Below are 25,792 nucleotides of genomic sequence, written 5' to 3'. Positions count from 1 at the left end.
TTGATTACCAATCGGAATCACAGAGAAGGTCTTGGGTAAGATACTTGTTGGGCTCATCCCACTTCTTCTTATAGAAAGTCATTTGCCAAAGTAGATCGTCCGACTTGTCTATGTTGGCCCTGCTTTCATTGATTTCTTCAACGTCACCGGTCATAACAAGTGCATAACCTTCTATGCGGAAAGGAGGTTTTTGTTTTCCTTCAAGCCAGTCTTCGAGGCGAAATGTTATGTCACTCTTAAAACCGGCATCTTCGGAATACCACAACGCTATTGGCAGTTTACCGGCGCGAGGATTTATAAGCTCTACCCAAGCTGTTCCGATATGCCATTCGTCAAAAGGGTAACTCGCCGGACCACTCAATTCAGTAAGTGACAAGTCGAAAATTAGCGACGTATAGACTATCGTAGTCGGTTCATTGGTTTTCTTACACAGAAACTGGTGGTCGCATTTCTGGACTATCACGCAATCATATTCGATGAAACTGCTCTGGGGCTCCGAATGGGCAAAAGCGGTGGTTGATGCGGTTACCAGAAACAGAGATGCTGCAGCAAACCTAATCATCCTCACCCCCCCAAGAAACTCTTGCGCACTTCGGGATCGGCCAGCAGTTCCTTGCCCGTGCCGGTATAGGCGTTCCGCCCCTGAACCAGCACATATCCCTTGTCCGCGATCTCCAGCGCCTGACGGGCGTTCTGTTCGACCATCAGGATCGGCAACCCGGTGCGGGAAACCTCGATGATCCGGTCGAACAGCTCATCCATCACGATGGGCGAGACACCGGCGGTCGGCTCGTCCAGCATCAGCACCTTGGGTTGAGTCATCAGCGCGCGGCCCACGGCGACCTGTTGGCGTTGGCCGCCCGATAGCTCTCCGGCGGCCTGGTTGCGCTTGTCGCGCAGGATGGGGAAGAGGTCATAGACCTGCTCCATCGTCTGACTGATGTCGTCGCGGCGGATGAAGGCACCCATCTCAAGGTTCTCTTCCACCGTCATCGTGGTGAAGATGTTCGAGGTTTGCGGCACAAAGCCCATCCCGCGCATCACGCGGTCCTGCGGTGTGAGCGCGGTGATATCCTCACCATCCAGCCGCACCGCGCCCGCGCGCACGTCCAGCATCCCGAACACGGCCTTCATGGCGGTCGATTTACCCGCGCCGTTAGGGCCAACGATCACCGCGATCTCGCCCTTGTCGACGGCGATGGTGCAGTCGTGCAGAATGTCCGGACCCTTGCCGTAACCGCCCGTCATCGTATCGCCGATCAGGAAGGGGCCGCCGCCGACATAGTGGGTTTCGCCACTGGTGCGGTGGGCCGGGGTCATGGTACCCATGCCCTTTGGATTGGTGATCGAGGCGTCCTTGTTGCCCTTGTCGTCCTGGTAGGGGTTATCGCTCATGCGTCCGCCTCCAGCTTGTCTTTGTTCTTGAGGCCGGTGCCCAGATAGGCTTCGATCACGTGCTCATTGGCTTTGATCTCGTCCAATGTCCCCTCGGCCAGAACCTTGCCCTCGGCCATGCAGATCACCGGGTCACAGATCTTGCCGATGAAATCCATGTCGTGCTCGATGACGACGAAGGTATAGCCGCGTTCCTTGTTCAGGCGCAGGATCGTGTCGGCGATGGTCATCAAAAGGGTCCGGTTCACGCCCGCGCCGACCTCGTCCAGAAATACGATCTTGGCATCGACCATCATGGTGCGACCCAGTTCGAGCAGCTTCTTCTGCCCGCCGGAGACCTGACCAGCCTTGTGATCGGCCAAATGTTCGATGGTCAGGAATTCTAACACTTCGTCCGCCTTAGCCCGCAACGCGCGCTCCTCATCCGCGATGCGCTTGCGCCCGAACCATGTATTCCAAAGAGATTCCCCGGACTGCGCACCGGGCACCATCATCAGGTTCTCGCGGCAGGACATCGACGCAAACTCATGCGCGATCTGAAAGGTGCGCAGCAGGCCCTTGTGAAACAGCTCATGCGGGGGCAGGCCGGTGATATCCTCACCATCCATGAAGACGCGGCCAGACGTCGGTGGTAAAACGCCCGCGATCACATTGAACAGAGTGGTTTTTCCGGCCCCGTTCGGTCCGATCAGACCGGTGATCGAGCCCTTTTGGATTTCCAGCGATGCCCCGTCCACCGCATGAAACCCGCCGAAATGCTTGTGCACGTCTTCGACGACGATCATCTTTTCCCCTAGCCGCCGTTTTCCGGCGTTGTTGCCACATCCCTGTACGAATGGTGCGGGCTTTTGTCATTGAAACAGCCCGGACACAAGGCCCGGGCTGCTTGTTTTTATGACTGTCAGCGCTGGATCAACGGAAGTTGACGGTCTTGTTCTCGCCGTCGGTCACTTCGATCTCACGATACGAACCCGCGCTTTCACCGGGGCCGATCAGCTCAACGCCAGACGCGCCGACATAATCGATCTCCTGACCGTCAGCCAGCAGTGCCAAACCCTTGGCTAGCTCACCGGGATAGATCTTCTCGCCCGGGGCGTTGGCGACGTCCATGATTTTCGCGCCGTATTCTGCGGGGTTGGTGGATCCCGCAGCTTGCATCGCCAGCATGAAAAGTGCAGCCGCGTCATAGGATTCGGGCGAATAAGGCGATGAGCCGTCAAACCCGCCCGCTTCAGCCATGGCAAAATACTTCTCGGCGCCTTCACCACCCGAACCGGCGATTTGACCGAACGAGCCGTTCAGGTCGGGACCCACATTGTTGGGCAGCGAGTCACCGATCATGCCGCCGGGCAGTCCGAATGTGTCAAACGCACCACTGTCCAGCGCCGACTGGATGATGCCCAGACCACCCTGATCCAGATAGCCCGCGACAACCAGAATGTCGCCACCGGCCGAGGCCAGCGCGCCCACTTCGGCCGAGTAGTCGGCTTTACCGTCTTCGTGCGCCGCGACGATAGTGACTTCGCCACCCGATGCCTCGAACGAGGACTGGATCGCGTCTGCCAGACCCTTGCCATAGTCGTTGTTGGTGTAGGTCAGAGCGATCGAGCTGATGCCACGGTCGTTCAGAATGTCGGCCATCACTTCACCTTCACGCGCGTCCGACGGGGCAGTGCGGAAGAACAGTCCGTTATCTTCCATGGTCGACAGGCCCGGAGAGGTGGCCGAAGGGGAGATCATGACCATGCCGTTCGGAATCGCGACGTTCTGCAGGATCGCGCCGGTCACGCCCGAGCAGTCGCCGCCGATGATACCGGCAACGCCGTCTGCGATCATGCGCTCACCGTTCGAAGTGGCCAGACCATTGTCGATACAGCCTGTATCGGCGCGCGATGCAGTCACTTTGGCACCGTCCAGCAGTTTGCCGGATTCGGTCACTTCGGCCATTGCCATCTCTGCGCCCGAACCCATCGCCGGAGCCAGAGATTCAATTGGCCCGGTGAAGCCGAACAGAACGCCCAGAGTGATGTCTTCGGCCAGCGCCGGACCAGCCAGCAAAGCGGATGCTGCAGTTGCAGTAAGCAGCTTTTTCATATGGTTACTCCCTGTTGTGAACGTAATCGTTCTGGGCACGACCCTAGGCAAGGCATTCAAAAAAGAAAAGTCCTAACGCAACTGTGTTTTTACGGCTCACAATCCTATTTGTTTTGATAGGTTTGTCGCCTTTCGCGGCAAGATAAACACAGTGAGGGAGGGCACCATGCTCCGAGCTTTCGCGATTCTGTTCCTGACCGGTTGCGCAAGTCTGGTCAGCGCCGACGTGCTGCAGACATCCGCCGGTGCGGTCCGCGTGGACAAGATGGCCGAAGGGTTGGACACGCCATGGGCCATCGGGTTGTTGCCGGGGGGCGGGTTTCTGATCACCGAGCGGGACGGAGAGCTTCTGTTCATCAATGACGGCTCATCAAAGCGCGTCAGGGGCGTGCCGAAAGTGGCCGCGAACGGGCAGGGCGGTTTGCTGGACGTCACGGTCGCGCGAGACTTTGCGCAAAGCCGTGAGATATTCCTGACCTTCTCGAAACCTCGGAGCGGGGGTGCAGGCACCGCTGTGGCCGTCGCCCGTCTGTCAGAAAGCGGGAACCGGCTGACCAACCTGCGCGTGATCTTCGAGGCCATACCGGGCGGAAGCGGTGGTCGTCATTTCGGCAGTCGTGTGGTCGAGGCGCAGGATGGCCGGTTATTCTTCACCATTGGGGATCGGGGCGACCGTCCGCAGGCGCAGGACACGTCGAACCATATGGGCACGGTGATCCGCATCAACCGGGACGGCTCGGTTCCGGCGGACAATCCGTTTGTGGGGCAAGCAGGTGCCAGGCCCGAAATCTGGTCATACGGTCATCGAAATCCGCAAGGGGCCGGGTTGGATGCCCGCGGACGTCTGTGGGTGTCAGAACATGGTGCGCGTGGGGGAGATGAGGTTAATCTTGTTAAGCCCGGCGCGAACTATGGCTGGCCGGTGATCTCATACGGCCTGCATTATTCGGGCAAAAAGATTGGTGAAGGGACCGCAAAACAGGGGCTCGAACAGCCACAGCATTACTGGGACCCGTCCATCGCTCCGTCCGGCCTGCTGGTCTATTCGGGCAAGCTTTGGCCGGAATGGAAAGGGGACATCTTTGTAGGGTCGCTGAAGTTCGATTATATTTCGCGCTTGTCGGGCAATCCGTTGCAAGAGGTTGAGCAGATCAAAGGCCCGGAAACGGAACGCGTCCGCGATATTGTCGAGGCTGCGGATGGCTCGATTTGGTTCATTTCTGTAGGCGAGGGGGCAATATTCCGGCTTTCTCCTGACAGATAGGGGTCCGGTTTCAATCCTTGACTGTTGGTTCTGAACCGGGCTTGATCTGGGACTTCGGAACCATATCAATCCATGTCAGGGAGCGCTCCATTGCGCGATTTCTCGATAGAACTGTGTCAAAGCCTGCCGGATCGGGAAGAGCTGAACGGCATCCTGTCTCAGTACTATGCGTTGATTGTTGAGCGTATGACGGCAATGGGGTTTGATATTGACCCGGCTGCTCCGCAAAGCGCGTTGGCCGAGTTTTGGGCGCGGTCGGATGACTATCTGCCGCCGAACGGCTGCCTTGTGCTGGCCAGAAACCACGCGGGCCAGATCATTGGCTGCGGTATGATGAAACGGCTGGATCAGAGCACCGGGGAATTGAAACGGATGTTCGTCACAGAATCCGCACGCGGCACAGGTGCGGGGCGCGCCATGGTTCAAGCCCGAGAGGAGGCGGCCCGAGCGCTGGGGCTAAAACGCATTGTGGCCGACACGCTTACACCGAATGTCGAGATGCGAAACCTGTACCCGAAACTCGGATTCGTCGAACTGTCCGAACCTATTGAGACGACAACCTATCTGGACCAACCCATGCTGAGACCACACCTGCATTATTTTGCAAAGAACCTGTGAATATGCGTCAGACCGAAAGCCGCCCGGCCTGCGCCCCGCGTTCGCGGTAGGGCGTTGTGTTGTAATGCGCTCGGTAACATTTCGAGAAATGGCTGGGCGACGCAAAGCCACAGGCTAGCGCCACATTGATGACGCTCATATCCGTTTGCATCAGCAGGTTGCGTGCCTTGTGCAGGCGCAATTCCATGTAATACCGCTTGGGTGACCGGCTCAGGTACCGGCGGAACAGACGCTCAAGCTGCCGCGTCGACATTCCCACATCCTTGGCCAGAACGGATGGCGAGATTGGCTCTTCGATGTTCTTTTCCATCATCATGATGACCTGGCTCAGCTTGGGATGCCGCACCCCGATACGCGTCGGGGTCGACAGGCGCTGGGTGTCCTGATCCGTGCGGATTGAGGAATAGATCATCTGATCCGCAACCGCATTTGCGAGATCCTCGCCATAATCGTCTGCGATTATCTTCAACATCAGGTCGATCGAAGATGTACCGCCAGCCGTCGTCATGCGGTTGCCGTCGATCAGGAAAACGGATTTCGTAAGCTCGACCGTATCAAATTCCTCGGCAAAACTGTCGGAGTTTTCCCAGTGAATGGTGGCTTTCTTTCCATCCATCAAACCGGCTTTGGCCATTGTATACGCCGCCGTGCACAACCCGCCGATCTTCAGGCCCTTGCGCGCTTCGCGCCGCAACCAGTTCAGAATTCGTTTCGTGGTGGCGGTATGAACGTCCACGCCGCCACAGACAATAATCACCTCGTCGCGCTGCAATTCCAGCAGGTCGCAATCGAGCTTGAATGTTGTGCCAGCCGAGCATTTAACGACCTCACCACCTTCGCCCGACAGCTGCCAGGTATAAAGCTCGCGGTTGGCCATCCGGTTTGCAATGCGCAGGCTGTCCAGTGCCGACGCAAAGGACAAAAGGGAAAATTTGTCCAGAAGAACAAATACAAAATTATGTGGCTTGCCGTCGCTGTGGTCCACGGTGACAACTTGGCGTTGCTCTTGCATTGCGAACTGTCCTTGATTCGATGCGCACCGGAATTCTCGCGGTGGCGGATGTGCCTGCCAACATGCTCAAAGCTTGTTTGCGCAGTCAAGAGGGTCAAATCGGATATGGTCACTCTTCAAAGCATTTTGTATAGAGGCCACCTGAAATACCTCAGCGGAGATCAAGGCTATGACCGAATGGCAAAAAACGAACTGGCGCAACAAGCCCCGGGTTCAGATGCCAGACTATACCGACGCGGCCGCGTTGGCCAAAGTCGAGGCCCGGCTGTCGCAGTATCCCCCGCTGGTCTTTGCCGGCGAGGCGCGACGTCTCAAGCAACAATTGGGTGCTGCCGGGCGCGGTGAGGCATTCCTGCTTCAGGGCGGCGATTGCGCGGAAAGCTTTGAACAATTCAGTGCGGATGCGATCCGCGACACGTTCAAAGTGATGCTGCAGATGGCGATGGTGCTGACCTATGGCGCCAAGGTGCCGGTGGTCAAAGTGGGTCGCATGGCGGGCCAGTTTGCCAAACCGCGCAGTGCGCCGACCGAAGTGGTGGATGGCGTGGAACTGCCGAGCTACCGTGGTGATATCATCAACGAGCTGGACTTTACCCCCGAGGCCCGAATCCCCAATCCGGGCAAGATGCTGCAGGCCTATACGCAGGCTGCCGCAACGCTGAACCTGCTGCGCGCGTTCTCGACCGGTGGGTTTGCCGATATGAGCATGGTGCATTCGTGGACCCTTGGTTTTGCGGATGAACAGGACGTTCAGAAATACTCGGAAATCGCGGACCGGATTCAGGACACGATCGATTTCATGGGGGCAGCCGGTATCACAGCGGATACCACCCACGAATTCTCGACTGTGGAGTTTTACACCAGCCATGAAGGTCTGTTGCTGGAGTATGAAGAAGCGCTGACCCGACTGGATTCGACATCGGGTAACTGGCTTGCGGGCTCTGGCCACATGATCTGGATTGGTGACCGCACCCGTCAGCCTGACGGCGCGCATGTCGAGTTCTGCCGGGGTGTGCTGAACCCGATCGGCATGAAATGCGGTCCCACGACCAGCGCAGAGGACCTCAAGGTTCTGATGTCCAAGTTGAACCCGGACAACGAAGAAGGTCGCCTGACCCTGATCGCGCGCTTTGGTGCGGGTAAGGCAGGTGAGCACCTGCCGCGCCTGATCAAGGCCGTCAAAGAAGAAGGTGCCAATGTTACATGGGTCTGCGATCCGATGCATGGCAATACGATCAAATCGGCTACGGGCTACAAGACTCGTCCGTTTGATTCGGTTCTGCGCGAAGTGCGCGACTTCTTCGGCGTGCATCAGGCCGAAGGCACCATCCCCGGTGGCGTGCATTTCGAAATGACCGGGTTGGACGTCACTGAATGCACTGGTGGCGTGCGTGCGGTGACGGAAGAGGACCTGTCAGATCGGTACCACACTGCCTGCGATCCGCGTCTGAACGCGACCCAATCGCTGGAGCTGGCCTTCCTGGTGGCCGAAGAATTGACCCAACTGCGTGGGGGACGCACCAAGCGCGTTGCCAGCTAAGGTCGACTGACAAATATATGTAAAGGCGGGTCTTGTGCCCGCCTTTTTCGTTTGTGGATCAGTCGTCCCGGGATGACACAAGTTTAAGATGACCGCGCTGGGGCCGAAACGCGCTTTGCTCTTCTGCAAATCCGGCTGCGTCCTGCAACACAGGGTGCGGCGGCTGGCGAATGCCAGATACCGGGCGAATGGCACTGTCTGAAATACGGAACCTGCGCGGGGTCATCCCGATTGCGCCGTCGCTGACGAAAACGCCCAAGGCCCGGCTTACATCACCCAGATCGCTTTTCAAGGGCAACAGGATCATCCGCGCCTGCAATTGCGTGCGACCGATTTTGCCTTTGGACACAAGGCCCAACTCGGCAACGGCCGGCGCGGAAAAGACATTGTTGAGATGTTCGGTCATTGCGTCGCGCGCCGGGGCTTCGAAGAAGGATGTCAAAGGCATGCCCCGCACCTCCATTCCCGCAAGCGCGTTCAAATGACGCCCGGCCAGACGAAACCGGGCCAGACCCGGTGCGATCCGCTCCAGTATGAATGTGTATTGCAGAATATTCTCTAACCCACGCGGGTCGATCTGGGATCGCATCGGCACTTCGTTGCCGTTGAGCAAAGCGGTCCAGTAGGCCTCGGCCTGACGGATGGGGGCCACGCTGCGTCCATTGTCAAAACGGTCCATTGCGACGATCTTTCCAAATCCCTGGCCCGATCCGAACCCGAAAAAGGTTTTCATTTCATCACCCTAACGTCTTTCCGTCGCGATTTTCCTAAAATGCCACATAACGGGCAGAGCTGCGACACACCAACCTCTGTGACAAACAGAATGACACGGGGTAGCTCTATTTTGGAGCAATTCATTAACGATTGGTTAACGCGGCCTGCGACCGGCGGGAATCAGCAAGGACTTGCCCCGACTGAGCGGATGGCATTAGGTGCGGCAAGCGGTACGGGGACCGTTGAAGAATGAAAGGGCAGGTATGATCAGATCCATGACCGGGTTCGCCTCGGGCAAAGGTGCATTCGGTGCATACAGCTGGGCATGGGAGCTGCGCAGCGTGAACGGCAAAGGGCTGGACATGCGCGTCCGCGCACCTGATTGGCTGACCGGCCTTGAAGCTGCTTTGCGGGCGGACATGTCCAAGGCGCTTGGCCGAGGCAATGTCACGCTCTCCTTGCGGCTCACGCGTGAAGAGGCTGTGACCGAGATACAACTGAATACCACAGCCATGCAGGCCGCCTTGAATGCGGTCGCGCAGACCGAGGCGATGGCGGCCCGGCAAGGTGTCACCCTTGCGCCATCTTCGGCCAGCGACTTGCTGGGCCTCAAGGGTATGCTGGAGGCGGGCAGCGATGACGAGGACATCGCGCCTCTGGTCGCGCAGCTGAAGGCTGAGTTTTCCGACCTGCTGGCGGCATTTCTCGACATGCGCCAGACCGAGGGCGCATCTTTGGCCAATATTCTGGGGGAACAATTGCGGCGGATTGCCGAACTGACCGAGCAGGCCGCCGCGCTGGCGGAAAAGCGACGGGATGAAACCGCCAAATCCCTGCGCGACAATCTTGCGCGTGTGTTGGACAATGCGCAGGGTGCGGACCCTGACAGGGTGGCGCAGGAGCTGGCGCTGATCGCGGTCAAGGCGGACATCACCGAAGAAACTGACCGGCTCGCCGCGCATGTCGAGGCCGCAAAAGCACTGCTGACCCAGGATGGTCCGGTCGGGCGCAAGCTGGATTTCCTAATGCAGGAATTCAATCGCGAGGCCAACACGCTGTGCTCGAAATCTCAGAACGCCGATCTGACCGCGGTGGGTTTGGACCTGAAAGCGGTGATTGATCAGATGCGTGAACAAGTGCAGAACGTGGAATAAAGACAGGAGCCAAAACATGGCAGATCGCCGAGGCCTACTTATTATTCTGTCCTCACCTTCGGGCGCGGGTAAATCCACTCTGGCCCGAAGGCTGATGCGCTGGGATTCCGAACTGGAATTCTCGATCTCGGCCACAACCCGTGCGCCACGTCCGGGCGAAGAAGACGGGCGAGAATATTACTTTCTGACCGAGGACGCCTTCAGACAGCAAGTGGCTGACGGGCAGATGCTGGAACACGCGCATGTGTTTGGCAATTTCTACGGCTCGCCCGCCGGACCGGTACGCGAGTCTATCAACACGGGTCGGGATGTTTTGTTCGATGTGGACTGGCAGGGCGAGGTGCAGATTCGCAATTCCGATCTGGGCAAACATGCGCTGTCGATTTTCATCCTGCCGCCCTCGATCCCCGAGCTGCGCCGCAGGCTGGAGAGCCGGGGGCAGGACAGTGAAGAGGTGATCGCAAAGCGGATGCTCAAAAGCTGGGACGAGATCAGCCACTGGGGCTATTACGACTATGTTCTGATCAACGACGATCTGGACGCGACCGAAGACAAATTGAAAACCATTGTCAGCGCCGAGCGGATGCGCCGCATCCAGCAACCGCGCCTGCAGTCTCACATCCGCAAGCTGCAAAACGAATTCGAGGGGATTTCATGACAATATACGCTCTGGGCCAGGACGCACCCGAATTGCATGAAGACACTTGGGTGGCCCCCGATGCCAACCTGATCGGCAAGGTGGTTCTCGAGGCCGGGGCCTCGGTTTGGTTTGGTTGCACCATCCGGGCAGATCACGAAGAGATCCGCGTGGGCGCGGGCAGCAATGTGCAGGAAAACTGCGTGATGCATATTGATGCCGGTTTTCCGCTGACCATCGGCTCCAATTGCACCATCGGCCACAAGGTGATGTTACATGGCTGCACCATTGGCGATAACTCGTTGATCGGGATGGGTGCCATCATTCTGAACGGCGCTCGGATTGGCCGAAATTGCCTGATCGGGGCAGGGGCGCTGATCACGGAAGGCAAAGAGATTCCCGACAATTCTTTGGTCATGGGATCCCCGGGTAAAGTCGTGCGGCAATTGGACGATGCGGCGGCGCAGCGCATCACCTTCAGCGCGCTGCATTATCAGGATAATATGCGAAAGTTCCGCACCACTCTGAAACCGGTCACTACCTAGCAGGAAAGCGTCCGCTATGTCAGAGGAATTACTTGCCGAAATCGTTTCGGCGGTTCCGATGCCCGCCCTGATCGTTGATCAGACAGAACGCATTATTGCCGCCAACACCGATGCCCGCACATTGTTGGGGCAGAGCATACAAGGTCGCCATTTCGCCACGATCCTGCGCCAGCCGCAGGTGATCGAAACGCTGGAAAAATGCCTGGGAACCAAGGAGAGTGCCAGAACGCGACATCTGTCCAGCGATGGCGCTCAGGATACCACCTTCGAAGTTGAGTGCCGGTATATGAACGGCGTAGGTACGGTGGCGGGCGGTGCAGTAATGATCACATTTCAGGATGTCACGCATCTTGAGCAAGCCGGTCAGATGCGACGTGATTTCGTCGCCAATGTCAGCCACGAATTGCGCACACCGCTGACCGCATTGATGGGCTTTATTGAAACACTTCGGGGGCCTGCCCGCGACGATGCCAATGCTCGCGAACGGTTCCTGCAGATCATGACCGATGAGGCCAACCGCATGAACCGGCTGGTCGGTGACCTGTTGTCGCTGAATCGTGTGGAAAGCGAAGAGCGCGTTCGTCCGCGCGAGCAGCTGGAACTGGTCGGGCTGCTACAGTCGACGCTGAACTCACTAAAACCGCTGGCCGACGACGCGTCTGTGGTTCTGCAAATGAATGCGCCAAGTGGACCCGTTCTGCTGCCCGGCGACAGCGATCAGTTGCGCCAGGTGTTCACAAACCTGATCGAGAATGGAATCAAATATGGCGGTAGCGGCGGACGTGTCGAGGTGAGGGTGATCCCATCAGACCGTGACACGGCGATGCGGGGACCGTCGGTCCGGGTGCAGATTGTCGATCAGGGACCGGGCATCGACGCCGTTCATCTGCCCCGCCTGACCGAACGATTCTATCGCGCCGACAGTCACAGATCACGAGAGCTTGGCGGGACCGGTTTAGGGCTGGCGATTGTGAAACATATCGTGAATCGGCACAGAGGTCGGCTGCGAGTCGACAGCGAGCTGGGCGAGGGCGCGGTTTTTACTGTCATTCTTCCGCGTTAGGCGGGGCGCCCGAAGTTTCAGTGGCCGTGCTGCGTTAACGTTTTCCCTGCGTCATCTAAAGTTTTTTTCACACTGTCATGAAACCGTTACATACCTGTCACAAAAGGCTTACGCGCGGTCCTTAGGGGTGCCCGCAAGATCATCATGGGGGTGATCAAAACCAATTTTCTCAAGGAGACTGTGATGTCCTTTGTAAAACTGTCGGCTTCGGCCCTTGCCATCGCTGCTGTTTCGGCCACTGCTGCTGCGGCCCGTGATCAGGTACAGGTTGCCGGTTCTTCGACCGTTCTGCCCTACGCTTCGATTGTTGCCGAAGCCTTCGGTGAAAACTTTGACTTCCCGACCCCGGTTGTTGAATCCGGTGGTTCGTCGGCTGGTCTCAAGCGGTTCTGCGAAGGCGTTGGTGAAAACACCATCGACGTCGCAAACGCGTCGCGCCAGATCCGCGAAAAAGAAATCAAGGCCTGTGCCGACGCTGGCGTGACCGACATCATCGAAGTTCAGATCGGTTATGACGGCATCGTTTTCGCATCCGACATCAACGGCAACTCGTTCGAGTTCACGCCGGATGACTGGTACAAAGCGCTTTCCGCTCAGATCGTTGTTGACGGCCAGCTGGTCGACAACCCGAACAAGACCTGGGCCGACGTAAACCCGAACTTCCCGGCGCAGCCGATCGCGGCTTACATCCCGGGCACCAAGCACGGCACCCGTGAAGTGTTCGAAGACAAAGTGATCCTGGCTGGCTGCGAGCACACCGGTGACTTTGACGCCTACAAAGTGGCCAATGGCGACGACAAGAAAGCCGCTGAAAAGGCTTGCATCGCGCTGCGCACCGACGGCGTGTCGGTGGACATCGACGGCGACTACACCGAAACGCTGGCTCGTATCGACAGCAACAAAGACGGCATCGGCGTCTTTGGTCTGGCCTTTTACGAGAACAACACCGACAAGCTGCAGGTTGCAACCATGTCCGGTATCGTTCCTTCGACCGAGTCGATTGCAACCGGTGAATACCCTGTCTCGCGCCCGCTGTTCTTCTACGTGAAGAAAGCGCATATCGGCGTGATCCCCGGCCTGAAAGAATATGCCGAGTTCTTCGTCGCGGACGAGATCGCAGGCCCCGATGGCCCGCTGGCTGAATATGGCCTGGTTTCTGATCCGGAGCTGATCAAGGTTCAGGAAGCCGTTGCGAACGAGACCGTTCTGGGCGGTGGCTCCTGATCTCTCTTGCCTGTGTAACCGGGGCGGGTTAAGCGCGCCCCGGTTCTTTTTGACTCTCCCACCGCCATCCCAACGGGGCCTCCCATGTCATTATCCTGGCTGCTGCTTATCCTTCTTGCTTTGGCAGTAATCGGTTACCTTTCGGGGCGGGCACGCGCTCTGGCCAGTGCCGGAGGTGACGCGCGCGATCTGCATTCCCTGCCGTCCTACTACGGGTACAACGTCGCGCTGACTGCGCTGGTTCCGGCGCTGGCGCTGCTGATCGTCTGGTTGCTTGCACAGCCGGTGATCGTAAACAGCACGATTTCAGGGATGATCCCGGAAGCAGCAATCGCAGAAGGTACCGACCGAGGGCTTGTACTGAGCGAAGTGCGCCGCGTTGCAGATGGGCTGGACGGTGCCGTTAAACTGGGCACGATGACCGAGGCGCAGGCCCAAAACACCGAGGCCGATATCGATGTGCTGACCCAGCAGCTGAAAGATGCCGGACAGGTTCTGACGCAGGACATCACCAAACCGATTTTGGTCGCCGCACAGAAATACCGCAGCATGACTGTGACCGGGACGGTCGCGATGCAGGTTCTGGTTTTGCTGGTGGCACTGATCGGGGCCGCGTTCGCCTATATTCGCACGCACAAAGAGTTCCGCGCGCGTAACGTGGTCGAACAAGGGGTTCTGGCGCTGCTGCTACTGGCAGCTTCGATCGCCATTTTGACCACGGTCGGCATCGTGCTGTCGATGTTCTTTGAAACGCTGAACTTTTTTCAACTGCATTCCTGGAAAGACTTCTTCTTCGGAAGCACATGGGCTCCTAACTTTCGGGGCGGCAGTGAGCTGTCGATCCTGCCGCTCTTGTGGGGCACACTTTATATCTCGCTGGTCGCGTTGCTGGTGGCGGTTCCAATCGGCCTGTTTGCCGCGATTTATCTCTCGGAATACGCCCCGGGCGCGGTGCGCTCTGCCGCCAAGCCGTTGCTTGAAATCCTCGCCGGCATTCCGACCATCGTATACGGTCTGTTCGCCTTGCTGACCGTTGGCCCCGCACTGGTTTCGATGTTCGGCGAGGGCGGCGCGTTGGGCGTGGGTTGGATGGCCAGCTCGAACGCCGTGCTGACCGCCGGGCTTGTGATGGGCATTATGCTGATCCCCTTTGTCTCGTCCCTGTCGGATGACATTATCAACGCAGTGCCGCAATCGATGCGTGATGGCTCGCTTGGGTTGGGCGCGACGCATTCTGAAACCGTGCGTCAGGTGGTTCTGCCCGCCGCGCTACCGGGGATCGTGGGCGCGATCCTGCTGGCCGCCAGCCGCGCCATTGGGGAAACGATGATCGTTGTGATGGCTGCCGGGGCAATCGCTAAATTCTCGGGCAACCCGTTCGAGGCGATGACCACGATTACCACCCGGATCGTCAGCCAGCTGACCGGGGACACCGACTTTGCCAGCCCCGAAACGCTGGTGGCCTTTGCGCTGGGTCTGACCCTGTTTGTCATCACACTGGGGCTGAACATCTTCGCCCTCTACATCGTGCGTAAATACCGGGAGCAGTACGAATGACCGATATTTCTCAATCGCCGAACGCTGCTCCGGCTGCAAAGCCCAAAGGCGGATCGCTGTTTGAACAGGACGCCCGTACCAAAAAGCGCAACGCGGCCGAAACCCGGTTCAAGATGTACGGTATCATCGCCATCGGGATCGGCTTGCTGATGCTGATTGTTCTGGTCACAAACATCATCACCGCGGGAACCGGTGCCTTCCAGCAGAGCTTTCTTGAACTGAATGTTGAGCTGAAGGAAGACAAGCTGGACAAGAAGGGCAATCGCAATATCGACGACATCAAGAAGGTTTCGACTTTCGGGTATGCCCCTCTGGTCGCATCGGCCATCGAAAGCGAAGTTCAAAAGCTGGGCATTCAGACGGACCTGAAACCCAAGGATATGGGAAAGATTCTGTCTAAAGCGGCACAAGCTGAACTGCGGAACTATGTCATAGCTAACCCCGATGAGATCGGTAAAACCATCAGCTTCCGCTTTCTGGTCAATAGCCGTGTCGATGGCTACATGAAGGGTCGTGTGACGCGCGAGTCCATCGCCAATGACAAAAGCATATCAGTCGAGCAACTGAATCTGGTCGATCAACTGCGCGATGCAGGAGTGCTGTATAAGGCGTTTAACCCTGACTTTATCCTGGGCTCGGACGCATCCGATCAACGGCCGGAAGCCGCCGGGATTGGCGTGTCGATGCTGGGTTCGCTGTTTATGATGCTGGTGGTTCTGGCGCTGGCGTTGCCAATCGGCGTTGCGGCCTCGATCTACCTTGAGGAGTTCGCCCCGCAGAACCGGCTGACCGATATCATCGAGGTGAATATCTCGAACCTGGCGGCCGTGCCTTCAATCGTGTTCGGTATTCTGGGCCTGGCCGTGTTCATCAACTATATGCACCTGCCCACGTCGGCGCCGCTGGTGGGCGGTCTGGTGCTGACATTGATGACTTTGCCGACGATCATCATCTCGACCCGCGCGTCGCTGAAGGCGGTGCCGCCGTCAATCCGGGATGCCGCACTTGGGGTAGGGGCCTCGAAAATGCAGGCGGTGTTCCACCATGTTCTGCCACTGGCCGCGCCCGGTATCCTGACCGGCACAATCATTGGTCTTGCTCAGGCTTTGGGTGAAACAGCGCCACTGCTGCTGATCGGAATGGTGGGCTTTATCGCCTCGAACCCGCCCGACGGGCTGGTTGCGGGCTTCCTGTCTCCGAACTCGGCCATGCCGGCGCAGATCTACGAATGGTCCAAACGCGCCGACCCGGCCTTTTACGAACGCGCATGGGGGGGCATCATCATTCTGCTGCTTTTCCTCGTGACGATGAATACAATCGCGGTCATCTTGCGCCGCCGCTTTGAACGCCGCTGGTAAGAGGGGGCTGTGATGAACGATATGACACGAGTGGAGAGAGACGTGGGCTCCAAAGCAATCAAGATCGCCGCGAAGAACGTGCAGGTCTATTACGGCGATACCCATGCCATCAAGGACGTGGATGTCGAGATCGAAGACAAGACCGTGACCGCGTTCATCGGCCCTTCGGGCTGCGGCAAGTCTACATTTCTGCGCTGCCTGAACCGGATGAACGATACGATCGATATCTGTCGGGTAAAGGGCGATATCCTGCTGGATGGCGAGGATATCTATGACAAGCGCGTCGATCCGGTGCAGTTGCGCGCCAAGGTGGGTATGGTCTTCCAGAAGCCCAACCCGTTCCCCAAGTCGATCTATGACAACGTGGCCTACGGGCCGCGCATTCATGGGCTGGCCAAGAACAAGGCGGAACTGGACGAGATTGTCGAGAAATCCCTGCGCCGAGGCGCAATCTGGGACGAGGTCAAGGATCGTCTGGACGCCCCCGGCACCGGCCTGTCGGGCGGTCAGCAGCAGCGACTATGCATCGCGCGCGCTATCGCTACAGCGCCCGAGGTTTTGCTGATGGACGAGCCGTGCTCGGCTCTGGACCCGATTGCAACCGCACAGGTTGAGGAGCTGATCGACGATCTGCGCACACGCTTTTCAGTTGTGATCGTGACCCATTCGATGCAGCAGGCCGCGCGGGTCAGTCAGAAAACGGCGTTTTTCCATCTGGGTAATCTGGTCGAGTTTGGTGAAACGGGTCAGATTTTCACCAACCCCGAAGATCCCCGCACCGAAAGCTACATCACTGGCCGGATCGGCTGAGGACAGGTAATTGAGTATGACCGAACAACATATTGCATCCGCCTTCGACCGTGATCTCGAAGCCATTCAGGCACATATCATGAAGATGGGCGGGCTGGTCGAAGCCGCGATCATGAACTCGGCCCGATCCCTCGAGTCGCGCGACGAGGAGTTGGCGCAGAATGTGCGGCAGGGCGACAAGGCCATCGACGCGCTTGAGGAGCTGATCAACGAAGAAACCGCGCGTCTGATTGCCCTGCGCGCCCCGACAGCAGGGGACCTGCGCCTGGTCCTGTCGGTATTGAAAGTCTCGGCAAACCTTGAACGGATCGGCGACTATTCCAAAAACATTGCCAAGCGGACCACGGTTCTGGTGAATACGGGCGAGATCAACGGCAGCGCCGCCGCCTTGCGTCGTATGGCCCGCGAGGTTGAGCATATGCTGCGTGATGCCCTGGACGCCTATATTCAGCGCGATGCGGAGCTTGCAACCGATGTGATCGAACGCGATGAGGAAGTCGACCAGATGTATAACGGTCTGTTCCGCGAGTTTCTGACATTTATGGCTGAAGATCCGCGAAACATCTCGTCCTGCATGCACCTGCATTTCATTGCCAAGAACATCGAGCGCATGGGCGACCACGTCACCGCGATCGCCGAGCAGGTGGTTTATCTCGTAACGGGCGAACGTCCAACCGAAGCACGTCCGAAGGCCGACATTACATCACATACCCCTCAGGAGATCTGACCAATGTCTGCGGACCAACCAACAGTTCTGGTTGTCGAGGATGAACTGGCCCAACGCGAGGTGCTTGCCTACAATCTGGAGGCCGAGGGTTTTCGCGTCTCCAAGGCCGAAAACGGCGACGAGGCGATGTTGCTTGTGGATGAGGATTGCCCCGACATCATCGTTTTGGACTGGATGATGCCAAATCTCAGCGGGATCGAGGTATGTCGGCGTCTGAAAACCCGACCGGACACGCGATCTATTCCGATCATCATGTTGTCGGCGCGGTCTGAAGAGGTCGACAAGGTCCGGGGGCTGGAAACCGGTGCGGACGACTATGTGGTCAAACCTTATTCCGTCGTGGAACTGATGGCGCGGGTCCGGACTCAGTTGCGGCGCGTGCGCCCGGCGACTGTGGGCATCCGTCTGGAATTCGACGATATCATTCTGGATTCCGAGACTCACAAGGTTAGCCGCGACAACAAGCCGCTCAAACTCGGCCCGACCGAGTTTCGCCTGCTGAGCACCTTCATGGAAAAGCCGGGCCGCGTCTGGAGTCGCGAGCAATTGCTGGACCGGGTCTGGGGGCGCGACATCTATGTAGATACGCGCACCGTGGACGTTCATATCGGGCGTCTGCGTAAGGCACTGACTCAGCATGGCGGCGAAGATCCGGTTCGGACCGTGCGCGGTGCGGGATATGCGCTTGGCTAAGACCTAACGCGGCAGCGTTTCATCTGTTTGTGCCTGTGACGCGAGCCAGTGCCGAAACTGCCTCAGGGTGGGGTCGTCCGATTTTTCTGTCGGCCAAACCAGATAATAGGCGCCCACCGTCTCAACGGCGTCCGAAAAGGCGGCGATCAGCTGACCGGTCGCAAGATCCTGTTCGATCAGGTAATTCGGCAGCAATGCGATACCCAACCCATGCAAAGCGGCCTGGTTCAGGGTCGTGAACTGATCGTGGACCATGCCGGGCAGGGGGGACGGGGCCGTCACACCCATTTGCCGGAACCAGTCCTGCCAGGCGCGCGGTCGTGTCTGAATGTGCAATAATGGCAGTTTCAGCAACTCATCTGGCGATTGGGGCATGCCCTTTGGCAGCAGGCCTGGCGCGCACACGGGCAGAACACGTTCGGTTTTTAACAGCAAACGGTCCGTTCCCGGCCAATCCGGTTCACCAAAATGCAGCGCAGCATCGAAAGATTCATTGGCAAAGTTGAAGGGGCGCAGTCGGCTGGACATGTTGATGGTGATATCGGGATGGCCGCGCGTGAAATCCGGCAGTCTTGGCACCAGCCAGCGCATCCCGAAGGTCGGCAGAATTGCTAGGTTAAGCGTCCCGCCGACAGGTGCGATATGCAGTTTCAGTGCCGCCTGCGCGATCTGGGCCAAAGCGGGACGAATATGTTCGACATAGTCTTGTCCGGCCTGCGTCAGCCGTAGTCGCTTTCGATCCCGGTGCACCAGAACAGCGCCCAATTGGGTTTCAAGGGTTTGAAGCTGACGGCTGATGGCGCTCTGGGTCAAGGCCATTTCCTCGGCCACGGCAGACGCGGAACCAAGCCGATCTAGGGCTTCCAGTGCACGCAGGGTCGAGATTGGGGGAAGAACAGGACGGTTGGCTTTCATCTATGCGTTTTAGTCATGAAAACTTGAAAATGTCTCGCTGTTTTTTGCGGAATACTCAGATTACAGTACGGCCAAGCAGTTTCCATGGAGCCCAAAAATGAATGCGCCTGACCGCAAACCGACATTGAAAGCCAAAGATGCACCCGAACTGGGCGGTTTCTCGTGGGAGGATCCGTTTCGTCTGGCAGACCAGCTGGAAGAAGATGAACGTCTGATGGCCGACAGTGCGCGGGCCTATTCGCAGGAAAAACTGCAACCACGGGTTACCCAAGCGTTTCAGAACGAAGAAACCGACCCGGAAATATTCCGCGAAATGGGTGAAATGGGTCTGCTGGGTACCACAATCCCCGAAGAATACGGAGGGCTTGGCGCAGGGTACGTAACCTATGGTCTTGTTGCGCGGGAAGTTGAGCGGGTGGATTCCGGCTATCGCTCGATGATGTCGGTGCAAAGCTCGTTGGTGATGTATCCGATATATGCCTATGGCAGCGAAGAACAGCGTCGCAAATACCTGCCAAAACTGTCGAGCGGTGCGTGGATTGGCTGTTTTGGTCTGACCGAAGCTGACGCAGGTTCGGATCCGGCGGCGATGAAGACACGGGCCGAAAAGATCGACGGCGGCTATCGCCTGACTGGCAGCAAAATGTGGATATCGAATGCGCCGATTGCGGATGTGTTTGTCATCTGGGCCAAGTCCGACGCTCATGACGGTAAAATCCGGGGCTTCGTTCTGGACAAAGGCACAAAAGGCCTGAGCGCACCGAAGATCGAAAACAAACTCAGCCTACGCGCGTCGATCACCGGTGAAATCGTTTTGGATGGCGTCGAAGTGGACGAGGGCGCCTTGCTGCCGCATGTGCAGGGTCTGAAAGGCCCGTTCGGCTGTCTGAACCGCGCGCGTTATGGCATAGGTTGGGGCGTGATGGGTGCTGCAGAGTGCTGCTGGCACGCCGCGCGGCAATATGGACTGGACCGTCGTCAGTTCAATCGTCCTCTGGCACAAACGCAGCTGTTCCAGCGCAAGCTTGCGGATATGCAGACCGAGATCGCGCTGGGTTTGCAAGCCAGCCTGCGCGTTGGACGATTGATGGATCAGGCCGAAGCGGCACCCGAGATGATCTCGATCATCAAGCGTAACAACTGCGGCAAAGCACTGGATATTGCACGGATGGCGCGGGACATGCACGGGGGGAATGGCATCTCGCTGGAATTTCAGGTGATCCGTCACATGGTGAACCTTGAGACAGTCAATACATATGAGGGCACACATGACGTCCATGCGTTGATCCTGGGGCGGGCTCAGACCGGGCTACAGGCGTTTTATTAAGCCCATCACCAAATTTCGTATAATTGGTATTATGTAAAAAGCAGGACACCGCCATGTAGTCCGATTGGCGGTGTCTTCTCAGGGTGTTACGCTGGTTTGTGAAACCAAACATCACAGGATGTGCCATGCAGCTTCAGAACAAAACCGTTGTGATCACCGGCGCAGCCAGTGGAATTGGCAAAGGTCTCGCGCAGCGGTTTGCCAAAGACGGTGCGCATGTCATTTGTTCGGATATAAACGTGCCAGGTGTCGAAACCGTTGCACGTGAGATTGGTGGCCGCGCCCTGCCTTGCGATGTCGCGGTTGAAACTGCGATCCAGACTTTGATCGAAACGGTTGAGCGTGATTGCGGCCCAATCGATCTGTTCTGCGCGAATGCGGGTATTTTGACATTGGGTGGCCTGGACGTTCCAGACGCAGAATGGGAACGGATTTGGAAGATCAACGTGATGTCTCATGTCTGGACCGCACGGCATTTGATCCCGCGCATGGTTGCGCGCGGCGGTGGCTCTCTGATGATGACAGCATCGGCCGCCGGATTGCTGAACCAGCCGGGTGCTGCGCCATATGGAGTGACAAAACACGCCACCATCGGTTTGGCTGAGTGGATTGCGCTGACCTATGGCCACAAGGGTATTCGGGTCTCGGTGCTGTGTCCTCAGGCTGTGCGATCAGATATGACCCGTGGGTTCGAGGATTCGGTGGCATCCATCGATGGGATGCTGGAGCCGGAAGACGTAGCTCAGGCCTGTGTTGACGCGTTGGAAAACGAAGAATTCCTGATCCTGCCACACCCGCAAGTTCTTGATTACATCCGTATGAAGACAGCCGACTATGATCGATGGATCCTTGGTATGAATAAGTTAAATCAACAGTTTATCGGCAACTCCTAAGGCTTCGTCCGTCGCCGTTGCAATCCCTCCTGCGCGACGGATGCAACCAATGTGCCGTCCTGTGCGAAGATTGAGCCCCGGTTGAAACTGCGTCCCTGCCCGGTCCAAGGAGCCTCCATCGCATAAAGATGCCAATTTTGAAACTGCACCGGCGCGTGGAACCACAGGGCGTGGTCCAAACTGGCCGCATCGACCTCCCCGGTAAACCAACTCAGCCCATGCGGCCGTAAACCAGAACTCAGCAAACTCATATCCGACGCATAGGCCAGCAATAGATGTTGCGTGACCGTATCCGCACGATCCGCTGCACCCATACGGAACCAGAGCTGGTGCTTGTCATCTGCGATCTCTGGCTGAAACAAGTCCAAAGGCGCAACATCGCGAACCTCGATCGGGCGTTCGCGCAGCAATTCGGATTTGAATTTCTCTGGCACACGAGACAGGTATTTCTGCCGAAGTTCATCGCGCGAGCGATGATGTTGCGGCTCGGCAATCCCTGGCATCGGATGTTGATACGTCCAGCCGTCATCTTGTTTGTGAAAGGATGCGGACATGTTGAGAATCTGTTTGCCATGCTGGATTGCAACCACTCTGCGGGTGGTGAATGATCCTCCGTCCCGGGCGCGATCCACCTGATAAATAACAGGAATAGATGGATCACCGGGGCGGATGAAATACGCATGCAGCGAATGACATAACCGGTCTTCGACAGTCCGGTAAGCCGCCGCCAGGGCCTGTGCGATCACCTGCCCGCCAAAGATGCGCGTCGGCGTTTCGCCGCCCGAGCCGGTGCCGCGGAACAGATCGACCTCAAGCCCTTCAATATTCAATAAATCCAGCAGGATACGTTCAGCTTCGGTCATGTTTGCGCTCCGCATTGGGTGGCACAGCGGTAGCATTCACCGCCGTGTCAATCAATCAGTGCCCCGAGGACAAGCGCCTTAAGTTCAGAGCGCGACGGGTATGAGCTGGAGGGCGATAGTTGGGTGAAGAATACACAGGACACTGCGTTAACCGGATCGATCCAGTAATAGGTCGATGCCATCCCGCCCCAGCCGAAATCACCGACCGAGCCCGGCGTACGCGCGCGTGCCGGGTCGAGGACGACGGCACCACCGATCCCAAATCCGGTACCGTCCATTGGCTGTTCGGCAAAGCTTTTCGGTCCCATTGATGCAATGTCGCCGGGCAGATGGTTTCGCATCATGTAGTCGACGATTGCCGGGCTTAGAAGCCTTACGCCGTCCAGATGCCCCCGGTTTAGCAGCATTCGAGAAAACCGGCTGTAATCGTCCAGAGTGCTGATCAACCCGCCGCCACCCGAAAAGGTCGTCGCCTTCAGAAAGGGTGAGTCTGTGGCGTCATCCACCAATCGCAAGGTCTCGCCGCCCGATTTTGACGCATTCAGCGCCATCGCATCGCCTTCCAGCGGTGTGTAGAGCGATGCGAACCGGTCCCCTGCCCCATCCGGCACCGAGAATCCGGTGTTGTGCATGTTCAGCGGGTCGAGAATCCAGTCGGTAAAGAACCTGTCCAGCGGTTGTCCGGACACGACTTCGATCACCCGACCAATAACATCGATGCCGACCGAGTATTCCCAGCGTGACCCCGGACGAAACGCCAAAGGCAAGTCTGCCAAGGCCAAGACCCGATCTGCCAAGGGACCCTGGTTCGGCCCGAAGATCAGATGTTGATCGTCCATGGCCTCTGGCAACAGCCCCGGATTGAACGGGTAACTGAACCCGCTCGTATGTGTCAAAATCTGATGCAGGGTTGGCGTCGGAACGTTTTCGGTCTGATCTATCCGTGTTGCACCCGGAACAAGAGCTTGCATCGATTTGAATTCCGGCAGAAATTCTGAAAGCGGTGCGTCCAGGTGAAACAACCCGTGTTCCAGTAGCATCATCAGGGCCACGGATGTGACGGGTTTTGTCATTGAATAGATACGTACCAGGCTATCACGTTGAAACGGTAAGCCGTGTTCAACCGAGCGATGGCCACAGGCATGAAAAAAGACCTCGTGACCTTTGTGGTGTATCAGGACGGAACTGCCGGGGTATTTCCGTTCATCCACATAACGTTGCATCCAATCGCTGATACGGCCGAGCGAGGACGGATCGAATTCCATACGGTAACTCCGGTCTGGTGTTTCCTGAACTTTGCCGCGAGACGCGCTGAAACAACAGAAAAATCCGTTTTGGCACGGGGTTTATATTCACGGTGCGTAAAATATCTACGGTCGCTGTGACATGTGGCCCTGCCGGTCGTGTTTTGTGTCAAAATAACCGCGTAACCATCTGATTAAAATTACATCAATGCGTTTAAGCCATGCCGGGAAAACACGGGCACATAGGCCCCAAAAGCACGTGCGCGGGTCGGATCAGACGCGTTCCCATCCAACGCGCGCTTGTAGACGCCCTGTAAAATCGCCGCCATTCGGAAGAAGTTGAATGCGAGATAAAAGCCGAAATTTTCAATTCCGGCGATACCTCGACGGCGGCAATACGCATCTACAAAGACCTGATCAGACGGCAGACCCAACGCCGCACGATCTACTCCTGCCAGCCCACGCCCTTCTTTGCCTGGCGGAAGCTGCCACTGCATAATGACGGCCGCAAGATCGGCGTAGGGATGCCCGATTGTCGAAAGCTCCCAATCCAGAACGCCGATGCAGTTTGTTCCATCCGATTGGAACATCATGTTGTCGATACGGTAATCTCCGTGGACCAGCGTGCGCTGGCCGTCATCCGCCGGTATCTGCCGTTCAAGCGTGGTGATCAGGTTATCCATTTCCGGGATCGTCTCAGTTTCGGAGGCGCGGTATTGCTTGGTCCAGCGTGCCATCTGCCGTTCAAAGTAGTTCCCCGGCGGCCCGTAATCCGACAAGCCCACTGCGTCGATATCAACCGCATGCAGCGTCGCGAGCACGCGATTCATCTCGTCCAGAATGCGTGCGCGGGTTTCATTGCTCTCACCCTCCATCAGCGGGTCCTGAAAACTGCGGCCCTGCAGATGCTCCATGATGTAAAACGCCGATCCGATCACACTTTCGTCTTCGCACAGCACATGCATCCGCGGCACCGGAACGCCGCTGCCGGCCAAGGCCTTCTGAACGCGGAATTCGCGATCCACAGCATGAGCGGATTTCAGCAATACGCCCAAAGGTTTGCGACGCAATACATAAGACTGCCCCGGACATTCCAACAGATAAGTCGGGTTCGATTGGCCAACCGCAAATTTCGTGGCGCTGACGGGGCCATGAAACCCCTCAATGTTCGCTTCAAGATACGCAGCTACCGCGTTCAAATCCAATGTAGTTGTCGGCTCTGACATGTGGACACCCCGGACGATTACAGCGCTTCGGCAAAGATATTGCCTGCTGTTTGTACGTTGATCCCGCCGGATACTGGAATGACGCCGCCGGTCACATAGCTACCGCCCCGTCCACACAGGAACAAAAGGCATCCGGCAATGTCGTCGTCGCGGCCCACCCGGCCCAGAGGCACAGATTTGCCCACTTTTTCGCGGGTCTCCAGGTCCTGCGTTGCAAAGGCGGTCATGCGTGAGACAAACGGCCCGGGAGCCAGTGCGTTCACTGTGACGCGGTAAGGGGCCAGTTCCTTGGCCATGATTTTGGTGAGGTGGATAACCGCGGCCTTGGACGCGGAATAGCTGTAGGCACCATCTCCCATCGGAACCTCTCCCATAACCGAGGCGACATTTACGACCCGGGCCGGGTCGTCGTCCGAGCCAGAATGCATCAGAAGGGGCAGCAGTTTTTGGGTCAGCTCGAATATCCCGGCCACGTTCACCGACATCACCTTGTCCCAGGCGTCATAGGGAAACTGACCCATTGGTGCACCCCATGATACACCGGCGTTGTTCATCAGAATATCAAGAGTTTGCGTCCGGCTTTTAACTTCGTCTACCAGCGCTTGTATGCCGACTTCGCTACCGATATCCCCGGCAAACCCTTCTGCCGACCCGGGAGCATCCAGTGCGTTCAGCTCTTCCGCCACGGCTACGCATGCCTCGCCCTTGCGGGACGCGATCAGAACCCGCGCACCCGCGCGCACCAAGGCCTCGGCGGCCATGCGCCCGATGCCGGTTGCGCCACCAGTCACCAGAGCCGTTTTGCCGTTCAAAGAAAACAATGATTCGGGCGTCACAGGGCATCCTCCGTCAGTATTTGCACTAACCATCGAAGCTGACCCAAAGGAAATCGGTCCGCACTCGGCTATTGGCTTGACAA

26 protein-coding genes are annotated in these 25,792 nt (G+C 57.6%); 15 read left to right on the top strand and 11 right to left on the bottom strand.

Annotated elements, in window-relative coordinates; all coding sequences use genetic code 11:
- Positions 1–4: 4 nt before the first annotated feature.
- From ACRZ9X_RS15620 to ACRZ9X_RS15605, 4 genes are all read right to left on the bottom strand, one after another.
- Positions 5–562 (bottom strand): hypothetical protein, encoded by a 558-nt coding sequence (locus ACRZ9X_RS15620; RefSeq protein WP_480520458.1) that lies wholly within the window; start codon positions 560–562, stop codon positions 5–7.
- Between the two features lie 2 nt (positions 563–564).
- The gene (locus ACRZ9X_RS15615; RefSeq protein WP_480520456.1) at positions 565–1,395 is read right to left on the bottom strand and encodes an ABC transporter ATP-binding protein; all 831 of its coding nucleotides are present in this window, start codon (positions 1,393–1,395) and stop codon (positions 565–567) included.
- On the bottom strand, positions 1,392–2,180 hold the full coding sequence (locus ACRZ9X_RS15610; protein WP_480520454.1) for an ABC transporter ATP-binding protein: 789 nt from the start codon (positions 2,178–2,180) through the stop codon (positions 1,392–1,394). The genes ACRZ9X_RS15615 and ACRZ9X_RS15610 overlap by 4 nt, the downstream gene beginning before the upstream one ends.
- Before the next feature lie 127 nt (positions 2,181–2,307).
- Complete coding sequence (locus ACRZ9X_RS15605) at positions 2,308–3,489, bottom strand: ABC transporter substrate-binding protein (RefSeq protein WP_480520452.1); 1,182 nt, start codon at positions 3,487–3,489, stop codon at positions 2,308–2,310.
- A 166-nt stretch (positions 3,490–3,655) separates the two neighbouring features.
- Between ACRZ9X_RS15605 and ACRZ9X_RS15600 the strand changes: the two genes are divergently transcribed.
- Positions 3,656–4,753: a PQQ-dependent sugar dehydrogenase gene (locus tag ACRZ9X_RS15600; protein WP_480520450.1), complete on the top strand. Its 1,098-nt coding sequence runs from the start codon at positions 3,656–3,658 to the stop codon at positions 4,751–4,753.
- A 90-nt stretch (positions 4,754–4,843) separates the two neighbouring features.
- On the top strand, positions 4,844–5,371 hold the full coding sequence (locus ACRZ9X_RS15595; protein ID WP_480520448.1) for a GNAT family N-acetyltransferase: 528 nt from the start codon (positions 4,844–4,846) through the stop codon (positions 5,369–5,371).
- A 7-nt stretch (positions 5,372–5,378) separates the two neighbouring features.
- Here ACRZ9X_RS15595 and ACRZ9X_RS15590 read toward each other — a convergent pair whose 3' ends face one another.
- Positions 5,379–6,383 (bottom strand): GlxA family transcriptional regulator, encoded by a 1,005-nt coding sequence (locus ACRZ9X_RS15590; protein ID WP_480520446.1) that lies wholly within the window; start codon positions 6,381–6,383, stop codon positions 5,379–5,381.
- Positions 6,384–6,552: 169 nt separating this feature from the next.
- Between ACRZ9X_RS15590 and ACRZ9X_RS15585 the strand changes: the two genes are divergently transcribed.
- On the top strand, positions 6,553–7,923 hold the full coding sequence (locus tag ACRZ9X_RS15585) for a class II 3-deoxy-7-phosphoheptulonate synthase (RefSeq protein WP_480520444.1): 1,371 nt from the start codon (positions 6,553–6,555) through the stop codon (positions 7,921–7,923).
- A 58-nt stretch (positions 7,924–7,981) separates the two neighbouring features.
- Here the strand turns inward: ACRZ9X_RS15585 and ACRZ9X_RS15580 are convergent, their stop codons facing one another.
- Positions 7,982–8,656 carry a PAS domain-containing protein gene (locus ACRZ9X_RS15580; protein ID WP_480520442.1) on the bottom strand — a complete coding sequence of 225 codons (675 nt, stop codon included), beginning with the start codon at positions 8,654–8,656 and terminating at the stop codon, positions 7,982–7,984.
- Between the two features lie 244 nt (positions 8,657–8,900).
- Between ACRZ9X_RS15580 and ACRZ9X_RS15575 the strand changes: the two genes are divergently transcribed.
- From ACRZ9X_RS15575 to phoB, 10 genes are all read left to right on the top strand, one after another.
- The gene (locus tag ACRZ9X_RS15575; RefSeq protein ID WP_480520440.1) at positions 8,901–9,791 is read left to right on the top strand and encodes a YicC/YloC family endoribonuclease; all 891 of its coding nucleotides are present in this window, start codon (positions 8,901–8,903) and stop codon (positions 9,789–9,791) included.
- A 16-nt stretch (positions 9,792–9,807) separates the two neighbouring features.
- A complete protein-coding gene (gene gmk, locus ACRZ9X_RS15570; RefSeq protein ID WP_480520438.1) occupies positions 9,808–10,449 on the top strand; it encodes a guanylate kinase in 642 nt (213 codons plus the stop codon).
- Positions 10,446–10,973 carry a gamma carbonic anhydrase family protein gene (locus ACRZ9X_RS15565; RefSeq protein ID WP_480520436.1) on the top strand — a complete coding sequence of 176 codons (528 nt, stop codon included), beginning with the start codon at positions 10,446–10,448 and terminating at the stop codon, positions 10,971–10,973. The genes gmk and ACRZ9X_RS15565 overlap by 4 nt, the downstream gene beginning before the upstream one ends.
- Before the next feature lie 16 nt (positions 10,974–10,989).
- A complete protein-coding gene (locus ACRZ9X_RS15560) occupies positions 10,990–12,036 on the top strand; it encodes a sensor histidine kinase (protein WP_480520435.1) in 1,047 nt (348 codons plus the stop codon).
- 183 nt (positions 12,037–12,219) lie between these two features.
- Positions 12,220–13,260 (top strand): substrate-binding domain-containing protein, encoded by a 1,041-nt coding sequence (locus ACRZ9X_RS15555; RefSeq protein WP_480520434.1) that lies wholly within the window; start codon positions 12,220–12,222, stop codon positions 13,258–13,260.
- Positions 13,261–13,344: 84 nt separating this feature from the next.
- Positions 13,345–14,817 (top strand): phosphate ABC transporter permease subunit PstC, encoded by a 1,473-nt coding sequence (gene pstC / locus ACRZ9X_RS15550; RefSeq protein WP_480520432.1) that lies wholly within the window; start codon positions 13,345–13,347, stop codon positions 14,815–14,817.
- Positions 14,814–16,175, top strand: a complete 1,362-nt coding sequence (gene pstA / locus ACRZ9X_RS15545; protein ID WP_480520430.1) for a phosphate ABC transporter permease PstA — start codon at positions 14,814–14,816, stop codon at positions 16,173–16,175. Before pstC ends, pstA begins: the two co-directional genes overlap by 4 nt.
- A gap of 12 nt (positions 16,176–16,187) precedes the next feature.
- Entirely contained in the window at positions 16,188–16,985 is a 798-nt protein-coding gene (gene pstB / locus ACRZ9X_RS15540) for a phosphate ABC transporter ATP-binding protein PstB (RefSeq protein WP_480520428.1), read from the top strand.
- A 16-nt stretch (positions 16,986–17,001) separates the two neighbouring features.
- Positions 17,002–17,712, top strand: coding sequence for a phosphate signaling complex protein PhoU (phoU, locus tag ACRZ9X_RS15535; RefSeq protein ID WP_480520426.1), 711 nt, complete (start codon positions 17,002–17,004; stop codon positions 17,710–17,712).
- A gap of 3 nt (positions 17,713–17,715) precedes the next feature.
- Complete coding sequence (gene phoB / locus ACRZ9X_RS15530; RefSeq protein ID WP_480520425.1) at positions 17,716–18,405, top strand: phosphate regulon transcriptional regulator PhoB; 690 nt, start codon at positions 17,716–17,718, stop codon at positions 18,403–18,405.
- Between the two features lie 3 nt (positions 18,406–18,408).
- Here the strand turns inward: phoB and ACRZ9X_RS15525 are convergent, their stop codons facing one another.
- The gene (locus tag ACRZ9X_RS15525; protein WP_480520423.1) at positions 18,409–19,320 is read right to left on the bottom strand and encodes a LysR family transcriptional regulator; all 912 of its coding nucleotides are present in this window, start codon (positions 19,318–19,320) and stop codon (positions 18,409–18,411) included.
- A 97-nt stretch (positions 19,321–19,417) separates the two neighbouring features.
- Between ACRZ9X_RS15525 and ACRZ9X_RS15520 the strand changes: the two genes are divergently transcribed.
- On the top strand, positions 19,418–20,647 hold the full coding sequence (locus ACRZ9X_RS15520) for an acyl-CoA dehydrogenase (protein WP_480520421.1): 1,230 nt from the start codon (positions 19,418–19,420) through the stop codon (positions 20,645–20,647).
- Between the two features lie 125 nt (positions 20,648–20,772).
- Complete coding sequence (locus tag ACRZ9X_RS15515) at positions 20,773–21,540, top strand: SDR family oxidoreductase (protein ID WP_480520419.1); 768 nt, start codon at positions 20,773–20,775, stop codon at positions 21,538–21,540.
- On the opposite strand, the gene ACRZ9X_RS15510 is transcribed toward ACRZ9X_RS15515, so the two are convergent.
- The 4 genes from ACRZ9X_RS15510 to ACRZ9X_RS15495 form a co-directional block, all read right to left on the bottom strand.
- Positions 21,537–22,403 carry an acyl-CoA thioesterase gene (locus ACRZ9X_RS15510; RefSeq protein WP_480520417.1) on the bottom strand — a complete coding sequence of 289 codons (867 nt, stop codon included), beginning with the start codon at positions 22,401–22,403 and terminating at the stop codon, positions 21,537–21,539. The genes ACRZ9X_RS15515 and ACRZ9X_RS15510 overlap by 4 nt on opposite strands.
- Before the next feature lie 47 nt (positions 22,404–22,450).
- The gene (locus ACRZ9X_RS15505; protein WP_480520415.1) at positions 22,451–23,668 is read right to left on the bottom strand and encodes a serine hydrolase domain-containing protein; all 1,218 of its coding nucleotides are present in this window, start codon (positions 23,666–23,668) and stop codon (positions 22,451–22,453) included.
- A gap of 179 nt (positions 23,669–23,847) precedes the next feature.
- Positions 23,848–24,873, bottom strand: coding sequence for a phosphotransferase family protein (locus ACRZ9X_RS15500; RefSeq protein ID WP_480520413.1), 1,026 nt, complete (start codon positions 24,871–24,873; stop codon positions 23,848–23,850).
- 17 nt (positions 24,874–24,890) lie between these two features.
- Entirely contained in the window at positions 24,891–25,742 is an 852-nt protein-coding gene (locus ACRZ9X_RS15495; protein ID WP_480520411.1) for an SDR family NAD(P)-dependent oxidoreductase, read from the bottom strand.
- Positions 25,743–25,792 lie beyond the last annotated feature (50 nt).

The organism is Ruegeria sp. AL1 (assembly GCF_056540905.1).
This window is presented reverse-complemented; position numbering and strand designations above follow the sequence as displayed.